Origin of the sequence: Curtobacterium citreum (assembly GCF_006715175.1) — a bacterium.
Taxonomy (GTDB): Bacteria; Actinomycetota; Actinomycetes; order Actinomycetales; family Microbacteriaceae; genus Curtobacterium; species Curtobacterium citreum.
On sequence record NZ_VFMQ01000001.1, the window covers coordinates 58,927 to 75,161 of the forward strand.

The 16,235-nt window shown below is 72.7% G+C and carries 15 protein-coding genes; 3 read left to right on the plus strand and 12 right to left on the minus strand.

Annotation, left to right across the window (positions count from 1 at the left end; genetic code table 11):
• Window positions 1-56: 56 nt before the first annotated feature.
• The 3 genes from FB462_RS00270 to FB462_RS00280 form a co-directional block, all read right to left on the minus strand.
• Window positions 57-794 (minus strand): alpha/beta hydrolase, encoded by a 738-nt coding sequence (locus tag FB462_RS00270; RefSeq protein ID WP_141859407.1) that lies wholly within the window; start codon window positions 792-794, stop codon window positions 57-59.
• A 2-nt stretch (window positions 795-796) separates the two neighbouring features.
• Window positions 797-1,957: a GNAT family N-acetyltransferase gene (locus FB462_RS00275; RefSeq protein WP_141859409.1), complete on the minus strand. Its 1,161-nt coding sequence runs from the start codon at window positions 1,955-1,957 to the stop codon at window positions 797-799.
• A 145-nt stretch (window positions 1,958-2,102) separates the two neighbouring features.
• A complete protein-coding gene (locus tag FB462_RS00280; RefSeq protein WP_141859411.1) occupies window positions 2,103-4,181 on the minus strand; it encodes an ArnT family glycosyltransferase in 2,079 nt (692 codons plus the stop codon).
• A gap of 45 nt (window positions 4,182-4,226) precedes the next feature.
• Between FB462_RS00280 and FB462_RS00285 the strand changes: the two genes are divergently transcribed.
• The gene (locus FB462_RS00285) at window positions 4,227-5,012 is read left to right on the plus strand and encodes a hypothetical protein (protein WP_141859413.1); all 786 of its coding nucleotides are present in this window, start codon (window positions 4,227-4,229) and stop codon (window positions 5,010-5,012) included.
• Window positions 5,013-5,032: 20 nt separating this feature from the next.
• Window positions 5,033-5,425, plus strand: coding sequence for a hypothetical protein (locus tag FB462_RS00290; RefSeq protein ID WP_141859416.1), 393 nt, complete (start codon window positions 5,033-5,035; stop codon window positions 5,423-5,425).
• A gap of 89 nt (window positions 5,426-5,514) precedes the next feature.
• Here FB462_RS00290 and FB462_RS00295 read toward each other — a convergent pair whose 3' ends face one another.
• The 8 genes from FB462_RS00295 to FB462_RS17135 form a co-directional block, all read right to left on the minus strand.
• Entirely contained in the window at window positions 5,515-6,036 is a 522-nt protein-coding gene (locus tag FB462_RS00295; RefSeq protein ID WP_229666843.1) for a GNAT family N-acetyltransferase, read from the minus strand.
• Complete coding sequence (locus FB462_RS00300) at window positions 6,017-6,733, minus strand: response regulator (RefSeq protein ID WP_058740724.1); 717 nt, start codon at window positions 6,731-6,733, stop codon at window positions 6,017-6,019. The genes FB462_RS00295 and FB462_RS00300 overlap by 20 nt, the downstream gene beginning before the upstream one ends.
• A complete protein-coding gene (locus tag FB462_RS00305; RefSeq protein WP_141859418.1) occupies window positions 6,730-9,222 on the minus strand; it encodes an ATP-binding protein in 2,493 nt (830 codons plus the stop codon). The genes FB462_RS00300 and FB462_RS00305 overlap by 4 nt, the downstream gene beginning before the upstream one ends.
• A gap of 143 nt (window positions 9,223-9,365) precedes the next feature.
• On the minus strand, window positions 9,366-9,968 hold the full coding sequence (gene kdpC, locus FB462_RS00310) for a potassium-transporting ATPase subunit KdpC (RefSeq protein WP_114849299.1): 603 nt from the start codon (window positions 9,966-9,968) through the stop codon (window positions 9,366-9,368).
• A 4-nt stretch (window positions 9,969-9,972) separates the two neighbouring features.
• Entirely contained in the window at window positions 9,973-12,069 is a 2,097-nt protein-coding gene (gene kdpB / locus FB462_RS00315) for a potassium-transporting ATPase subunit KdpB (protein WP_058740721.1), read from the minus strand.
• A gap of 29 nt (window positions 12,070-12,098) precedes the next feature.
• The gene (gene kdpA, locus FB462_RS00320; protein ID WP_141859420.1) at window positions 12,099-13,790 is read right to left on the minus strand and encodes a potassium-transporting ATPase subunit KdpA; all 1,692 of its coding nucleotides are present in this window, start codon (window positions 13,788-13,790) and stop codon (window positions 12,099-12,101) included.
• Window positions 13,790-13,879 carry a potassium-transporting ATPase subunit F gene (locus tag FB462_RS00325; protein WP_058729515.1) on the minus strand — a complete coding sequence of 30 codons (90 nt, stop codon included), beginning with the start codon at window positions 13,877-13,879 and terminating at the stop codon, window positions 13,790-13,792. The genes kdpA and FB462_RS00325 overlap by 1 nt, the downstream gene beginning before the upstream one ends.
• Complete coding sequence (locus tag FB462_RS17135) at window positions 13,876-14,013, minus strand: hypothetical protein (RefSeq protein WP_167509948.1); 138 nt, start codon at window positions 14,011-14,013, stop codon at window positions 13,876-13,878. Before FB462_RS17135 ends, FB462_RS00325 begins: the two co-directional genes overlap by 4 nt.
• 251 nt (window positions 14,014-14,264) lie before the next feature.
• On the opposite strand from FB462_RS17135, the gene FB462_RS00330 reads away from it, so the two are divergent.
• Complete coding sequence (locus tag FB462_RS00330) at window positions 14,265-15,239, plus strand: Abi family protein (RefSeq protein ID WP_167509949.1); 975 nt, start codon at window positions 14,265-14,267, stop codon at window positions 15,237-15,239.
• Here FB462_RS00330 and FB462_RS00335 read toward each other — a convergent pair.
• The gene (locus tag FB462_RS00335) at window positions 15,225-16,223 is read right to left on the minus strand and encodes a helix-turn-helix transcriptional regulator (RefSeq protein ID WP_373286848.1); all 999 of its coding nucleotides are present in this window, start codon (window positions 16,221-16,223) and stop codon (window positions 15,225-15,227) included. The two genes, FB462_RS00330 and FB462_RS00335, sit on opposite strands and share 15 nt — an antisense overlap.
• Between the last annotated feature and the right edge of the window lie 12 nt (window positions 16,224-16,235).

Genomic DNA, 16,235 nt, shown 5'->3' on the forward strand with positions numbered 1-16,235 from the left:
GGTGTCCGCTGGCACCGTGCCTCCAGTCCGTCATCCGGTCACCGCCTGCGGTCTCGTCAGCGCAGGGTGCGTCCGTGCAGGGTGCCCACCCAGTCCTCGATCGCCGCGCTGATCTGGGTACGCGCCTCGGCACGCGAGATCGTCGCCGGCCGGTCGCCGGGCTGGTCGCCGTAGGCGCCGAAGTCGGCGTGGTTCGCGCCCTGGACCTCGACCATCCGCGCGGTGGTGGGCAGCTGGTCGCGCGCAGCGGCGACCTTGTCCGGCGTCGACAGCCCGTCCCGCGACCCGGAGACGCTGAGGACGTCGATGTACGAGCGGGCGATGTCGTTCGCGCAGTAGCTGCCGAGGAGCAGCAGCCCGTCGGCGTCCTGCGCGAGCTGGCACGCACGGACACCGCCGAGGGAGTGCCCGCCGACGGCCCACGTCGTGACGCGCGGGGCGTGCGCCTCGAACGTCGCGAGCGGGCGGGTGTCGAAGAACGCCAGGTTCAGCGTCGGCTTCGTGATGACGACCGTCGTCCCCGCGGCGACGACCTGCCGGAACGTCGCCATGTACGCGTACGGATCGACCTTCGCGCCGGGGATGAACACGATGCCGGTCCCGTCCGCGGTGCCGGTCGGGGTCATCAGCACGGCGTCGCCGACGTCACGGACCGCCACGCGGTCGTCGCGCCACACCTGCAGCGCAGCGCTCCGGGTGCCCTGCATGACGGTGTTCGCGTACACGAGGAACACCACCGCGAGCAGCACGACGACGGCCAGGGTCCAGGCGGTCCACCTGCGGGCACGGTGCACGGTCAGTCCTCCTCCGGCCGGTGGGCCGTGACGGTCAGCCAGCGCTCGTCGGCGCCGGGACGGGTGGTCTCGCGGACGGTGACCCCGCACCAACCGGCGGCGGTGACCACGGCGGCGAGGGCGTCCTCGGTCCAGTAGGTGAACCAGCGGGGATCGTCGAGCTTGCGGTCGCTCCACCCGTCGCCGTCGCCGCGCTTGACCGTGGCGGCGAGGACGCCACCGGGGCGGACCGCGCGGCGGGCGCGGTCGAGCACGGGGCGGGTGTCGTCCCGGTCCACGTGCAGCAGGACGGCGTTCGCGAACACGGCGTCGTACGGGCCGCCCCAGGGCGTCGGGCACCCGCCCGCGTCGCGAGGGCCGTCGTCGTCTCGGACGTCGAGCAGGCGCGCGTCGTGTCCGGCCGCCCGGAGACGGTCGACGAAGGCGGCGGCGCCGTCGGTGCGGTCGACGCTGAGACCTGCGGCCTCGAGGGCGTCCGCGTCCCGACCCGGGCCGGACCCGAGCTCGAGCACCTGCGACCCCGTGGGGACCAGGGCCAGCAGGTCGTCGACGAGGCCCGCGCGGTGGTCGTCGGTGCGCTCGGCGTAGCGATCGGCTCCGCGTTCGTAGGCGATCAGGGTGCGCTCGGCTGCGAGCTCGCGGACCATCACGAGCTCGTGCCGTCCGTCCGGGAGTTCGTCGCTCGGAGCATCGGTCAGCGTGAAGCCGGCGCGCTCGTAGGTCCGTCGGGCGCGGTGGTTGTCGGGCATCACGGAGAGCTCGAGGCGAGCGGCACCGTGCTCGGCCATCGCTCGGGCGACGGCGTCGATGAGCCGACGGGCGATGCCGTGGCCGCGGGCCTCCGGGGCGACCCACATCGAGGTGAGTTCGGCGACCGCGGGGTCCTCTGCGGACGGGACGCCGGTCGCCATGCCGACGGGGCGGCCGGGCGAAGGGTCGGGCGTGCGCTGCGGTGCCTGCTCGGGTGACCGGTCGTGCTCGATCGCGAGCAGGTCGACCGCGCCCGGCAGCGACAGTCGGCCGCGCCAGCGGGCCTCGGGGGCGTCCTGCCAGTCGGCGAGCCGGGAGCCGAAGGCCTCCGGGGCGTCGGTGAGGGCGGCGAGCCGGACGGGGCGCCACGTGGCCCAGTCGTCGGCCGTCACCCGGCGGAGCGCGATCGTCACGGCTCGACGGTACCGCCCGCCACCGCCGCACCGTCCTGGATGCCCCGGGCCGTGGTGGAGCAGAAGACGTCGGGTGAGCCCGGGGCGACCCGACGTCTTCTGCTCCACCGATCAGGCCGCGCGGGACCCGGGCGGCCCGTCGGGGTCAGGAGGTCGGCGTGAGGTCGTACATCGTGACGCCGTCGACCGTCTCGGCCTCGTAGTGCGCGGCGACCCACTCGGCGATCTGCTCGGCGGCGTCGCTCCCGCTGCTGTTCGCGCTCCCGGTGCCCGAGCTGCCGCCGACGAACCAGTGGATCTTGCCCGCCGCGACGAGCCGCTGGAACTCCGCCAGGGTCGGGGCGGGATCGGTGCCGTTGTAGCCACCGATCGCCATCACCGGATCGCCCGTCGCGAGTTGGTAGCTGGCGGCGCTGTTCGACCCGACCGTCGCGGCCGCCCACGTGTAGTCGTCGGCGTCGGCGCTCAGGGTGGAGACCACGGCGTCCGACACCGCGGTGGACCCGCCGAGCAGGTTCATCCCCCCGCTCGTCGTGCCACCGGGTCGGCCACCGGCTGCCTGGCCGCCAGCCGCCTGGCCGTCGGTCTGGCTGCCAGGAACGCCACCGGCCGCCTGGCCACCCGGACCACCGGTGCCCGCCGGCGCACCCTGGCCACCGGGTCCGCCCTGGCCACCGGGGGCACCGCCGCGGCCGCCGCCGAAGCCACCCGACGAGACACTCGGCCCGGCGGTCGGGAGCGCCCCGGTGTGCCCGACCGTGGTGGTCTGCACCGAGAACGCCGTCGGGCCGAGCAGCGCCGCGACGAGCACGGTGGCGACCGTGGCACCCGCGAGACCCCTGCCCCGCGGCGGCAGCAGGACGAGCACCGCCCCGGCGAGCGCCGCGGCGACGACCACCCACCGGATCCAGGGCTGCCACGACGACGCCTGGGACAGCAGGGCGAACGACCACGCTCCGGAGAGCGCGACGACGGCCGCGGCGACCATGCGCCAGGCGAGCTCGCTCCGGCGCTGCCAGAGCAGTCCCGCGCCGATGCCGACCAGTCCGGCGATGTACGGCGCGAGGGCCACCGTGTAGTACGGGTGGAAGATCCCGCCCATGAAGCTGAACACCAGGCCCGTGACGAGCAGGGACCCGCCCAGCACGAGCACGGTCGCGAGCCGCGGGTCGGTCCGCCGCCGGATCCCGACCGCGACGAGGGCGACCACGAGCAGGGCGAGCGCGGTCGGCAGGAGCCAGGTGACCTGCGTGCCGAACTCCGAGCCGAACAGCCGCGTCAGCCCGGTCGACCCCCACGACCCAGCGCCGGTGGTTCCGCCGGGGACGACGCTGCCGGTCTCGTCGCCCGTGACCCGACCGAGGCCGTTGTAGCCGAAGGTCAGCTCGAGGAAGCTGTTCGTCTGCGACCCGCCGACGTACGGCCGGGCCGATGCCGGCACGAGCTCGACGATCGCGACCCACCACCCGGCGGACACCACGACGGCGAGCGCCGCGGCGAGCAGGTGCCCGATCCGCCGGAGGACCGGCCGGGGCGACGCGACGAGGTACACACCGACGAGCGGTGGGAGCACGAGGAACGCCTGCAGCTGCTTCGTCAGGAACCCGAGCCCGACGAGCACCCCGGCCCAGACCACCCAGCGCATCCGACCCGACTCGACCCCGCGCAGGGTCAGGGCGATCGCGCCGACGGTCAGCAGCACGAGCAGCGCGTCGGGGTTGTCGTAGCGGAACATCAGCGTCGCCACCGGCGTCGTGGCGAGCACCGCCCCGGCGACGAGCGCGGCCCCGGCCGAGAACCGCCGCCGGACGATCCGGTACAGGACCGCGACCGACGCGACACCCATCAGCGCCTGCGGCACGAGGACCGCCCAGGAGTTCAGTCCGAACAGCCGCACCGAGATGCCGATCACCCACAGGAACGCCGGAGGCTTGTCGACGGTGATCGCGTTCGCGGCGTCGGAGGACCCGTAGAAGAACGCCTCCCAGCTCTGGCTGCCCGCCTGGACGGCCGCGGTGTAGAACGCGTTCGCCCAGCCGTTCACGCTGAGGTTCACGACGTAGAGCACACCCGTCGCCAACAGCAGGCCGAGGAACGCCGGACGCTCCCACCGTGCGGCGTCGGCCCGGCCCCGGACGAGACCGGCCAGGCGGTCCCGGACGCCGTGGGGACGGGTGGGAGGTGGGAGCAGGCGCGGTCGCTCGGCGGGGATCGTCTCGGTCATGCCCCGAGCGTGCGGCGCACAGGTTCGCGGACGCCCGCTGCTGCCTTGGACGCGCCTAAGGGATCGCCGGGCACGCGCAGCGGGCACACACGCAGCTGCGGGGCCGCCGTTGACATTCCAGATACCAGTCGTCAGGCTGGGGTCGTCGGCAACGAGGCCGACCCGACCAATGGCCAGCAGGCCGAAGAAAAGGCTGACATGAGTCGCTCACGTCCTTCGCTCCTCACCAGCGTCTTCGCGATCACTGCCGCGATCATCGCAACGTCCCTGATGGCAGCACCCGCGAACGCCGCACCGAGCCGGATCGCACCGGCAGAGGAGGACCGCATCCGCGCGACCATCCGAGAAGCCGGGCTCTCGACGTCGATCGAGGACCGCTTGATCAGCAAGCTCCGTGCCGGCGACTCCCTCGACTCGGAGCTCAGCTCGTCGGTGCCGATCTCTTCTGTCGAGACACAGGAAGCGGCTGGCATGGTCACGACGCGGACCTACGAAGATGGATCCATCCGGACGACGGTCGAACTCAGCCAGTCCACGACCGGACCGTCGAACCGTGTCTACGTGGCTCACCCGACGCTCGAGTGCAACTTGATCCACTGCACGCTCATCTACTCCAAGGCCGACACCGCCTACATGGCGACTGGCTCCTTCGCAACGGTCTCGGCGATCATCGCGGCCGCCTGCGGGCCGGCAGCATGGGCTTGCGGCATCGCCACCGGGATCGTGGTCGACATGACCAAGCGAGCGCACAACGCAGGCAGGTGCATCGCGCTCCAGAAGGTCATCTCCGCAGGCCCGCCCTACCCGGTGATCGTCAACTGCCGGAAGTAGGGAACGGGAGCAGGCTCACCATGTCGAATCAGCAAGTCGTGCCACCCACCCGCCTGGGATTGACGCTGAGCATCGCCGGGTTCGGCGTTGCCGTCGCCGTGACCGCGCTCGACGTTGCCCGGGATGCCCTCGGAACGCCCTACAGCCTCGCCTGGGTGATCCTCGTGATCCTCATGGTGTACCCACCGCGGCTGATCAGGCCCGGCAACAACTGGGCCCGGTCCCGCTGCCGAAGAGTCCCGGCAGCGCTCATGTACGGCGCCGGGGCCGCGACAGCGCTCGGAGGAGCGACCTGGGCAGTGTCCGCGGGGCCATCGATCGCCGTCGGCACCGGGCTCGCCACCCTCGCGATCGCTGCTGCCGCGGCGACTCTGCCGGCCGTCGCTCCAGCCCGCCGCCGATCACCGCGGTAGGGCCTCCCCAGCTGATCACCACGTCACCGACGCCGAGAACCACGAGCAGGTGCCCTCCGACCCGAGGGCACCTGCTCCACGATCGGGCATCAAGACACGACTCCGGCCGGGCACGAGCTGCACCGAAAGACCTCCCGCCGCCCCAGCGGGCGACTCCACGCCACCTCGCGCCCGAGCTGTCCGCTCGCACGGAACAGCTCGACCTGGGTCGCACCCGCGAGCACGGTGGCGAGCTCCTCGCGGTCGGCGGGCGCGAACCCGAGCCCCTGCCAGAACGGGCCGGACCGGCGGCTGAACAGCCACGCACGCCGCGCGCCCGCTGCCGCCGCGGCCGTCATCACGAACCGCGCCAGCGCCGTCCCCGTTCCGGCGCCGCGGAGCGCCGGACCGACGGCGACGCTGCGGAGGAGGACGTGCCTCCCGTTCGACCCCGTCTCGGACCCGGTGGAGGCGATGACGGAGCCGGCCGCGTCCCGGACCACCCACAGGCGGACCGCTGGTTCGGCGAGCCCGGCGACCATCAGGTCGCACGCGGTCAGGAAGGCGTGGAGGTCCGGGACGTCGGCGGCGCCGACGCGCGTCGGGCGCAGTTCAGGACGGAAGGCCCCCACCTCCGTTCGGCGCGAACCGGTACCCCATCCCCGACTCCGTCACCAGGTACCGCGGGTGCGACGGCTCCGGCTCGAGCTTCCGCCGCAGCTGCGCCATGTAGAGGCGCAGGTACCCGGAGTCGTTCCCGTGCGTCGGACCCCACACCTCGGTCAGGAGCATCTCGCGGGTCATGAGCCGCCCGGGGTTCGTCACGAGCACCTCGAGGAGCCGCCACTCGGTCGGCGTCAGCCGGATCGCTGGGCCGGATGGCGGGGTGACCTGCTTCGCGACGAGGTCCACCACGAGCTCCCCGATCACCACGGTCGGGGTCGCACCGGCGGTCGCCGCGGCGGTGGCCTGCCGGCGGCCGAGGGCCCGGAGGCGGGCGAGCAGCTCGTCCATCTGGAAGGGCTTCGTCACGTAGTCGTCGGCGCCGGCGTCGAGTGCGTCGACCTTGTCGGACGAGTCCGTCCGCCCGGAGAGCACGAGGACGGGCACCTGGGACCAGGCGCGGATGCCCTCGAGCACGCCGATGCCGTCGAGCCGCGGCATGCCGAGGTCGAGCATCACGATGTCCGGGCGCTCGGTGATCACGGCGTCGATCGCGGCACGGCCGTCGCGGGCGGTCGCGACCTCGTACCCGCGGGCGGCGAGCGTCACGGAGAGCGCACGGACGAGCTGCGCGTCGTCGTCCGCGATGAGGACCTTGGTGCTCACTTGACATCCACTCCCAGGTGTCCGGCGATCGGCAGCCGCACGACGACGGTCAGGCCCCCGCCGGGGGTGTCGTCGACCTCGATCGTGCCGCCCATGCCCTCGGTGAACCCGCGTGCGAGCGCGAGTCCCAGCCCGAGGCCGGTCTCGTTGTCGGTGTCCCCGAGCCGCTGGAACGGCTGGAAGACGTCGTCGCGTCGGTCCTCGGGGATGCCGGGTCCGCGGTCGGCGACACGGAGTTCGACCCCGCCACCGAAGGCGCTCGCGGCGACGCGGACCCGGGTGCCGTCCGGCGCGTAGCGGCTCGCGTTCGCGAGCAGGTTCACGACGACGCGCTGCAGCAGCACGGGGTCGGCGAGGACGGGCGGCAGGTCGCCCGGCAGGTCGAGGTCGACGTCGTCCGGTCCGAGCTCGAGTTCGTCGAGGGCGGGTGCGACGACCGTCTCGAGGGCGGTCGGCAGCGGCGTGACGGCGAGCACCCCGGCCTGCACGCGGCTCACGTCGAGCAGGTCGGCCAGCAGACCGGCGAGTTGGCGCAGGCTCTCGTCGGCGGTGGTGAGCAGGGCCTCCCGGTCGGCCGGGGACAGTTCGATGTCGGCGGCGTGCAGCGTCTGCACGGCCGCCGACGCGGCCGCGATCGGCCGCCGCACGTCGTGGCCGACGGCCGCGAGGATGGCGCTCCGTACCCGGTCCGCGGCCGCGATGCGCTCCGCGTCGACCGCGGTGCGGGTCAGCTCGCGGTGCTCGACGGCGGCGTCGAGCTGCTGCTCGACGACCCGCAGCAGTCGGCGCTGGGTCGGGTCGTCGGGGGCACCGGAGAACTCCAGGACGGCACCGGACGGGAGGCTCGTGGTCGCGTCCGGCGCGCCCGCGAACGTGCCCGACGTGGCCGGGACCTCGTCGCCCTGCCGGATCCGCACGCCGGTGAACCCGAACGCCTCGCGCGTCCGGTCGAGGAGCGCCTGCAGGGCGTCGTCGCCGCGGAGGACGCTGCCGGCGATCCCGACGAGGAGCCCCGACTCGGCCGCCGCCCGACGGGCCGCACGGCTCCGGCGCGCGGACCGGTCGACCACGAAGCTGACGAGCACGGCGCTGATCACGTACATCACGAGGGCCACGAGGTGCCACGGCTGCTGAACGGTGACCTGGTAGAGGGGTTGCACGAAGAAGAAGTCGAGGCTCAGCCCGGACAGCACCGCGGCGAAGACGGCGGGCCACATCCCCCCGACCAGGGCCACGACGAGCACGAGCAGCTGGTACGCGAGCACGTCCACCGTGATGGAGTCCGGGTCGTTCGTGCGCGACAGGAGCCAGGTGAGGAGCGGCCCGACCGTGAGCGACAGCACGAACGCCGCGGCGATCCGGGCCCGGGACAGGCTGCCGCCGAGCTTCGGCAGTGCGAACCCGCCGCCGGCCCGTTCGTGCGTGACGACGTGCACGTCGATGTCGCCGGACTCCTGGATGACCGTGTTGCCGATGCCGGGGCCGGTGATGGCGGCGGCCAGCCGTGTGCGCCGACTGACGCCGATGACGATCTGGGTCGCGTCGATCGACTTCGCGAAGCGGACCAGGGTGGTCGGCACGTCGTCGCCGACGACCTGGTGGTACGTCCCCCCGAGCTGTTCGAGCAGGGTGCGCTGCTTGCCGAGGGCGCCCGGGTGCCGGACGCGGAGCCCGTCGTTCGTCGTGACGTGCACGGCCGCGAGCTCGCCGCCGGCGCTGCGGGCCGCGATGCGGGCACCGCGGCGCAGCAGGGTCTCGCCCTCGGGCCCGCCGGTCAGGGCGACGAGCACGCGCTCGCGGGTCTCCCAGCGGTGGTCGATGCCGTGCTCGGCGCGGTAGGCCTTGAGCGCGTCGTCGACCTCGTCGGCGAGCCAGAGCAGGGCGATCTCGCGCAGGGCGGTGAGGTTGCCGAGTCGGAAGTAGTTCGACAGGGCCGCGTCGATACGGGCGGCCGGGTAGACCAGCCCGTCCGACAGCCGCTCGCGCAGGGACGCCGGGGCGAGGTCCACGACCTCGATCTGGTCGGCGGCGCGGACCACGGCGTCCGGGACGGTCTCGCGCTGCACCGTGCCGGTGATCTCGCGGACGACGTCGCCGAGGGACTGCATGTGCTGGATGTTCACGGTCGAGATGACGCTGATGCCCGCGGCGAGGAGCGCCTCGACGTCCTGCCACCGCTTCTCGTTCTGGCTGCCGGGGGCGTTCGTGTGCGCGAGCTCGTCGACCAGGGCGACGTCGGGGGCCCTGGCGACGACGGCGTCGAGGTCCATGTCGTCGAGGGACACCCCGCGGTGCTCGACGATCCGGCGCGGGACGACCTCGAGCCCGTCGACCAGGGCGGCGGTGGCGGCACGCTCGTGGGTCTCGACGACGGCGACCACCACGTCGCGGCCCTCGGCCTGCATGCGGTGCCCCTCCTCGAGCATCGTGAACGTCTTGCCGACGCCGGGGGCCGCGCCGAGCAGGACCCGCAGTTTGCCTCGCTTCACGGGGTCATCCTCTCGCTGTTCGGTGCGTGCTCCGCTGTGCGGTGCGTCCTTCGTGGATCGCACCCCGGTCCGGACACCGCACCCCGACACTGCGGGGTGCGACGTCCGGACCGGGGTGCGACGCACGGTGCCATCGGGAACGCTCAGCGCGTCGCGGCGAGCGCCAGGTTCAGCTCGAGCACGTTGACGACGGGCTCGCCGAGGAACCCGAGCTGCCGGGACTCGGTGTGGTCGTCGACGAGCTTGCGGACGGCGTCGGCGGACAGGCCGCGGGCCGAGGCCACCCGGGACACCTGCTGGAGCGCGTACTCCGGGCTGATGTCGGGGTCGAGCCCGGAGCCGGACGCCGTGACCGCGTCGGCGGGGACGTCCGCGGCGGACACCCCGTCGGCCTTCGCCAGCGCGGCGCGGCGCTCCTCGACGGCCTTCGTCAGGTCGGGGTTCGACGGGCCGAGGTTCGAGCCGGACGAGGCGTTCGCGTCGTAGCCCTTCTCGCCCGCGGCGCTCGGACGCGACTGGAACCACCGGTCGGCGTCCTTGCCGTCGAACGACTGCCCGATGAGGGACGAGCCGACGACCTTGCCCGACGAGTCGGTGACCATCGAGCCGTTCGCCTGGTCGTGGAAGGCGGCCTGGCCGACGCCCCACACCGCGAGCGGGTAGGCGACGCCGAGGACGACGGTGGACAGGAGGGTGAGGCGGATCGCCACGCCCGTGGAGCGGAAGGTGGACCGTACGGATGCCATTGGACTAGAACCCCGGGATGAGACCGACGACGAGGTCGATCAGCTTGATGCCGACGAAGGGGACGATGACGCCGCCGAGCCCGTAGACGAGCAGGTTGCGTCCGAGGACGGACGACGCGGAGGCCGCCCGGTAGCGCACGCCCCGCAGGGAGAGCGGGATGAGCGCCACGATGACGAGGGCGTTGAAGACGACCGCGGACAGGATCGCGGACGACGGGCTGTGCAGCCCCATGATGTTGAGCGCCGCGAGGCCGGGGAACGCCGCCTGGAACATGGCCGGGATGATCGCGAAGTACTTCGCGACGTCGTTGGCGATGGAGAAGGTGGTGAGCGCGCCGCGGGTGATGAGCAGCTGCTTGCCGATCCGGACGATGTCGATGAGCTTCGTCGGGTCGGAGTCGAGGTCGACCATGTTGCCGGCCTCCTTCGCGGCGGTGGTGCCGGTGTTCATCGCCACGCCGACGTCCGCCTGCGCCAGGGCGGGGGCGTCGTTCGTGCCGTCACCGGTCATCGCGACGAGGTTGCCGCCCTCCTGCTCGCGCTTGATGAGCGCGAGCTTGTCCTCCGGGGTGGCCTCGGCGAGGAAGTCGTCGACACCGGCCTCGGCGGCGATCGCCTTCGCGGTGCGCGGGTTGTCGCCGGTGATCATCACCGTGCGGATGCCCATGCTCCGGAGCTCGGCGAACCGGGCTGCCATGCCGTCCTTGACGACGTCCTTCAGGTGCACGACGCCGAGCAGGGCGACGGCGCCGGACGCGTCCCGGCGTCCGACGACGAGCGGCGTCCCGCCCTGGTCGGAGATCTCGGCGACGGTGGCGTCCACCGCGGCCACGACCGCGGGATCGGCATCCCCGGCCCAGGCGAGCACGGCGGCCGCGGCACCCTTGCGGATCTGCGCACCGTCGGCCAGGTCGAGGCCGGACATCCGGGTCTGCGCGGTGAACGGCACCTCGGTCGCCCCGGCGGGGTTGCCCGGCGTGACACCGTCGGCCGCTGCGAGCGTCACGATCGAGCGTCCCTCGGGGGTGCTGTCCGCGGCGCTCGACAGCGCGGCGGCCTCGAGCAGCGTGCGCTCGGGCACCCCGGGGACCGGCACCACGCGCGAGGCCTGGCGGTTGCCGTACGTGATCGTGCCGGTCTTGTCGAGCAGCAGGGTCGTGATGTCACCGGCGGCCTCGACCGCACGGCCGGACATCGCCAGGACGTTGTGCTGCACGAGCCGGTCCATGCCGGCGATGCCGATCGCGGAGAGCAGCGCGCCGATGGTGGTCGGGATGAGGCAGACGAGCAGCGCGATGAGCACCGGCACGCTGACGGTCGCGCCGACGAGGCCCGCGATGGGCTGCATCGTCAGGCAGACGATCACGAACACGATCGACAGCGACGCGAGCAGGATGTTCAGCGCGATCTCGTTCGGCGTCTTCTGCCGCGCAGCACCCTCGACCAGGCGGATCATCCGGTCGATGAACGTCTCGCCGGGGGTCGAGGTGATCCGCACGACGATCCGGTCGGACAGCACCCGGGTGCCGCCCGTCACGGCGCTGCGGTCACCGCCGGACTCGCGGATGACGGGCGCGGACTCACCGGTGACGGCCGACTCGTCGACGCTCGCGATGCCGTCGACGACGTCGCCGTCACCGGGGACGACCTCGCCGGCCACGACGACCACGACGTCCCCCTTGGCGAGGTCGACGGAGGCGAGCTCCTCGGTCTCGGCGTGCAGGGCGGCGGGGTCGCCGGTCGCGTCGTACCCACGGACGCGCTGCGCGCTCGTGGTGGACCGGGTCTTCCGCAGGGTGTCGGCCTGGGCCTTGCCACGGCCCTCGGCCACGGCCTCGGCCAGGTTGGCGAAGACGACGGTCAGCCAGAGCCAGACCGCGATCGCGGCGGTGAAGACGGACGGCTCGACGAAGGCGGTCACCGTGGTGAGCGCGGCACCGACCTCGACGATGAACATGACGGGGTTGCGCCACATCAGGCGCGGGTCCAGCTTGCGCAGGGCACCCGGGAGGCCCGCCGCCAGTTGTCGGGGTCCGAAGGCGGACGAGGTGGTCGGCCTGGAGGCGGTGGTCGTCTCCGGCGCGTCGGTCGCGGTGGTCATTGCAGTGTCCTTGGACATCGGCTGGGCTTTCATCGGGCGAGTGCTTCTGCGAGTGGTCCGAGGGCGAGGACCGGGAAGTAGGTCAGGGCGGTGACGATCACCGCGACGGCACCGAGCAGGCCGACGAACAGCGGTCGGTGCGTCGGCAGCGTGCCGCTGGTCTCGGGCACCTTGTCCTGGGCGGCGAGCGACCCGGCGAGCGCCAGGACGAGCGCGATCGGGATGAACCGACCGAGCAGCATCACGACGCCGAGCGCGGAGTTCATCCACGTCGTGTTCGCGGTCAGGCCGCCGAACGCCGAGCCGTTGTTGTTCGCGCCCGAGGTGAAGGCGTACAGCAGCTCGGACAGCCCGTGGTTGCCCGGGTTGAAGATGCTCGTGCCGAGGACCTGCTCACGGACGCCGGGGATCGCCAGGGACAGTCCGGTGCCGAGCAGCGCGAGGGTCGGCGTGACGAGGATGTAGAGCGCCGCGAAGGTCATCTCACGGGCACGGATCTTCTTGCCGAGGTACTCCGGGGTGCGTCCGACGAGCAGCCCACCGATGAACACCGTGATGACCGCGAGCACGAGCATGCCGTACAGGCCGGAGCCCACGCCGCCGGGGCTGATCTCGCCGAGCATCATGTTGAGGAGCGCCATCATGCCGCCGATCGGCGTGAAGCTGTCGAACATGCCGCTCACGGCGCCCGTCGACGTGGCGGTGGAGGTCGTCCCGAAGAGGGTCGTGCCGAGGATGCCGAAGCGCATCTCCTTGCCCTCCATCGCGGCACCGGCCGCCTGGGTCGCGGTCCCGCCGCCGGCGAGCTCGGCGATCGACATCACCGAGAGCGACACGAGGAAGATCGCGCCCATCACGGCGAGGATCGCGTAGCCCTGGCGGTCGTCGCCCACCAGTCGCCCGAAGGTGCGCGGCAGCGAGAAGGGGATGACGAGCATGAGGAAGACCTCGACGAGGCTCGTCCACGCCTGCGGGTTCTCGAACGGGTGCGCCGAGTTCGCGTTGAAGTAGCCGCCACCGTTCGTGCCGAGCTCCTTGATCGCCTCCTGCGACGCGACGAAGCCGTCCGGGATGTGCTGCGTGCCTCCGGCGAGGGTGGTGACGTCGATCCCGGAACCCCAGGACTGCACGACGCCGCCCGCGATGAGCACGATCGCGAACACGAACGCGCCGGGCAGCAGCAGGCGACCGGTGCCGCGCACCACGTCGACCCAGACGTTGCCGAGCGTGCCCGACTTCCGGCGGGCGAACCCGCGGACCAGGGCGACGGCGACCGCGAGGCCGACCGCTGCGGACAGGAAGTTCTGCACCGCGAGGCCCGCCATCTGCACCGAGAAGCCGAGGGTGGCCTCGGGTGAGTAGGACTGCCAGTTCGTGTTCGTGACGAAGGACGCCGCCGTGTTGAAGGCGAGCGACGGCCCGACGTTCGGCAGCCCGAGGTCGCCCGGCAGCACGACCTGGATGCGCTGCAGCAGGTAGACGACGAACACCCCGACGACGCTGAAGAGCAGCACGCCGCGCAGGTACGCGGGCCAGGACTGCTCGGCGTCGGGGTCGACCCCGATCACCCGGTACACCCCGCGCTCGACGCGGGTGTGCTTCGTCGGGGTGTACACGTGCGCCATCCAGTCGCCGACCGGACGGTAGGCGACGACGAGGAGCAGGACGAGGGTCGCGACCTGGGCGATGCCGGCCCACGTGTCGACCGTGGAGCCCGCCATCAGAAGCGCTCCGGGTGGACCAGGGCCCACACCAGGTAGACGACCGATGCGATGCCGAGGACGGCTGCGGCGATGGTGACGACGATCACAGCCGCTCCACCCCCTTGGCGATGAGTGCCACCACGCCGAACACGGCGAGGACACCGGCGACGACGAAGACGTCGAACACGAGGGACTCCAGGGTTGCTGCGGGGTCCGAGCCGGGCGGTTCGGGCCGCACCACGTGTGGTGCGGAACCGATGCTGGATCCGGTGACGCGCCTCCAGGTCGGTCCTAACGGGATCCTGACGGCCTGCTGACGGACGCATGCGCCGCCCTAACGCCCGTCGCGGCGCGAGCCGCGGTGGTTCCCCCCCGTTGCCGAGGTGGAGCCGCGCTGGTACCGTTGCAGCATCATGATCGGCCCGCTCGCCTCACGGCTCGGGCCGATTTTCTCGTACCGGGGGAGACGAGCTGCCGTACACGAAGCCGTGGTTGTCGATCGACGACCAGATCGCGACCCTGCGCGGACGCGGGCTCTCGATCGCTGACCCGGACCGCGCGGCGGCCGTCCTCGCCGAGGTCGGCTACTACCGACTGACGGGCTACCTCTACCCGTTCCGCGTGTCCCGCAGTGTGACCGACGAACACGGACGCGCGGCGACACTCGTCGAGGAGCGGTTCCGTCCGACGGCGGCTTTCGACGACGCGTGTGCGCTGATCGTCTTCGACCGCGCCCTGCGTCTGCTCGTGCTCGAGGCGGTGGAGCGGGTGGAGGTCGCGGTCCGCACCCGGCTGGCGCACGTCCTCGGCCGGGTCGCACCGTTCGCGCACGAAGACCGGTCGGTCTTCAGCACGGCCTTCACCGCACCACGTCCGGGCACTGACCCGCGCAGCGAACACCAGCGGTGGCTGGAACGGCTCGACGAACGATGCGCGCGGTCGGACGAGTCGTTCGTCGCGCACTTCCGCGAGCGGTACGACGGCCACATGCCGATCTGGGTCGTCGTGGAGCTGCTCGAACTGGGGCAGGTGTGCCGCCTGTACAGCGGTCTCCGGAACGACCTCGCCACCGAGGTCGCGGCGGCGTTCTCGGTGCCGACCAAGCAACTGATGCGGAGCTGGCTCGCGTCCGTGAACTACGTCCGGAACGTCGCGGCGCACCACGCCCGGCTGTTCAACCGCAAGCTCGTCGCCGCACCGAAACGACCGAATGCGACGCAGGTCCCCACACTCGCGCACCTCGGATCCGGAGCCGCACCCAAGCGGTTCGGGGTCTACGAGGTCCTCGCGGTGCTCGCGCACCTGCTCGAGTCCGTCCCGTCCGACGGTGACTGGCAGCGGCGCACCGCGGCGCTGCTGGCTGACTTCCCGCAGATCGACGGCATCGACGTCCGGTCGACCGGTGCCGACCCGGCCTGGCTCAGCGAACCGCTTTGGAACGGCCCTCGGCGATCAGGGACGAACTGACGGGGGTCGATCGCCGACGGCCTCCTGCAGCCGACCCGCGAGCGCGGCGACCGCGTCGCGCAGCGCGTCCGGCCCCTCGACCTGGAAGGGCACGGTGGACGCGGCGAACGCACCCGCGAGTCCGTCCCAGGACCACGACCCGCGGGTGACCCGGCTGCGGCCGTCACCGAGCGCCTCGACGACGGCGTCCTCCGGCAGGAACGGGGCGATCCGCGCCGCGTCCTCGGCGCGCACCAGCACGGAACCCGTGCACGGCCAGACGTCGTCGCGGTCCGAGCCCCGGAACCGCGCCGACACGAACGCGGCGGCGTCCCCGCCCGGCACCGGACGCGGGGTGAACGGGAGTCGGGTCGGCATCCGCGGCGCGATCCGGTCGACGCGGTAGGTCCGCCAGTCGTCGCGCTCGGGCTCCCACGCGAGCAGGTACCAGCGGCCACTCCGCGCGACGACCGCGTGCGGCTCGACCCGGTGCAGGGTGTCGCGCTCGCCGTAGCCGAAGCGCAGGACCTCGTGGCGGTGCACGGCGGCGCTCACGGCGACCAGCACCTCCGGGTCCGCACGCGTCGTGCCGGGTGCGGTGACGGCGTCGACGAGGTCCACACGGTTCCGGAGGTGCTCCGGCATGACCTGTCGGACGGTGGTGAGCGCACGGGCGGCGGCCTCGGCGATGTCGGCGCCGGACGCGGGCGCCACGGCGAGGGCGAGGGCGACCGCGACGGCCTGCTCGTCGTCGAAGAGCAGCGGCGGCAGGTCGGACCCGGCGCCCAGGCGGTACCCGCCCGCCGGCCCGCGCACGGCCTCGACCCGGTAGCCGAGGTCGCGGAGCCGGTCGACGTCGCGGCGCAGGGTCCGCGGGCTGACGGCCAGTCGGGTCGCGAGTTCGTCGCCCTGCCACTCGCGGTGCACCTGCAGCAGGGAGAGCAGCGCGAGCATGCGCGAGGACGGATCGGCCATGTCCACGATCATGCCCCGAGAAGCGGTCACGATCTGACCGCA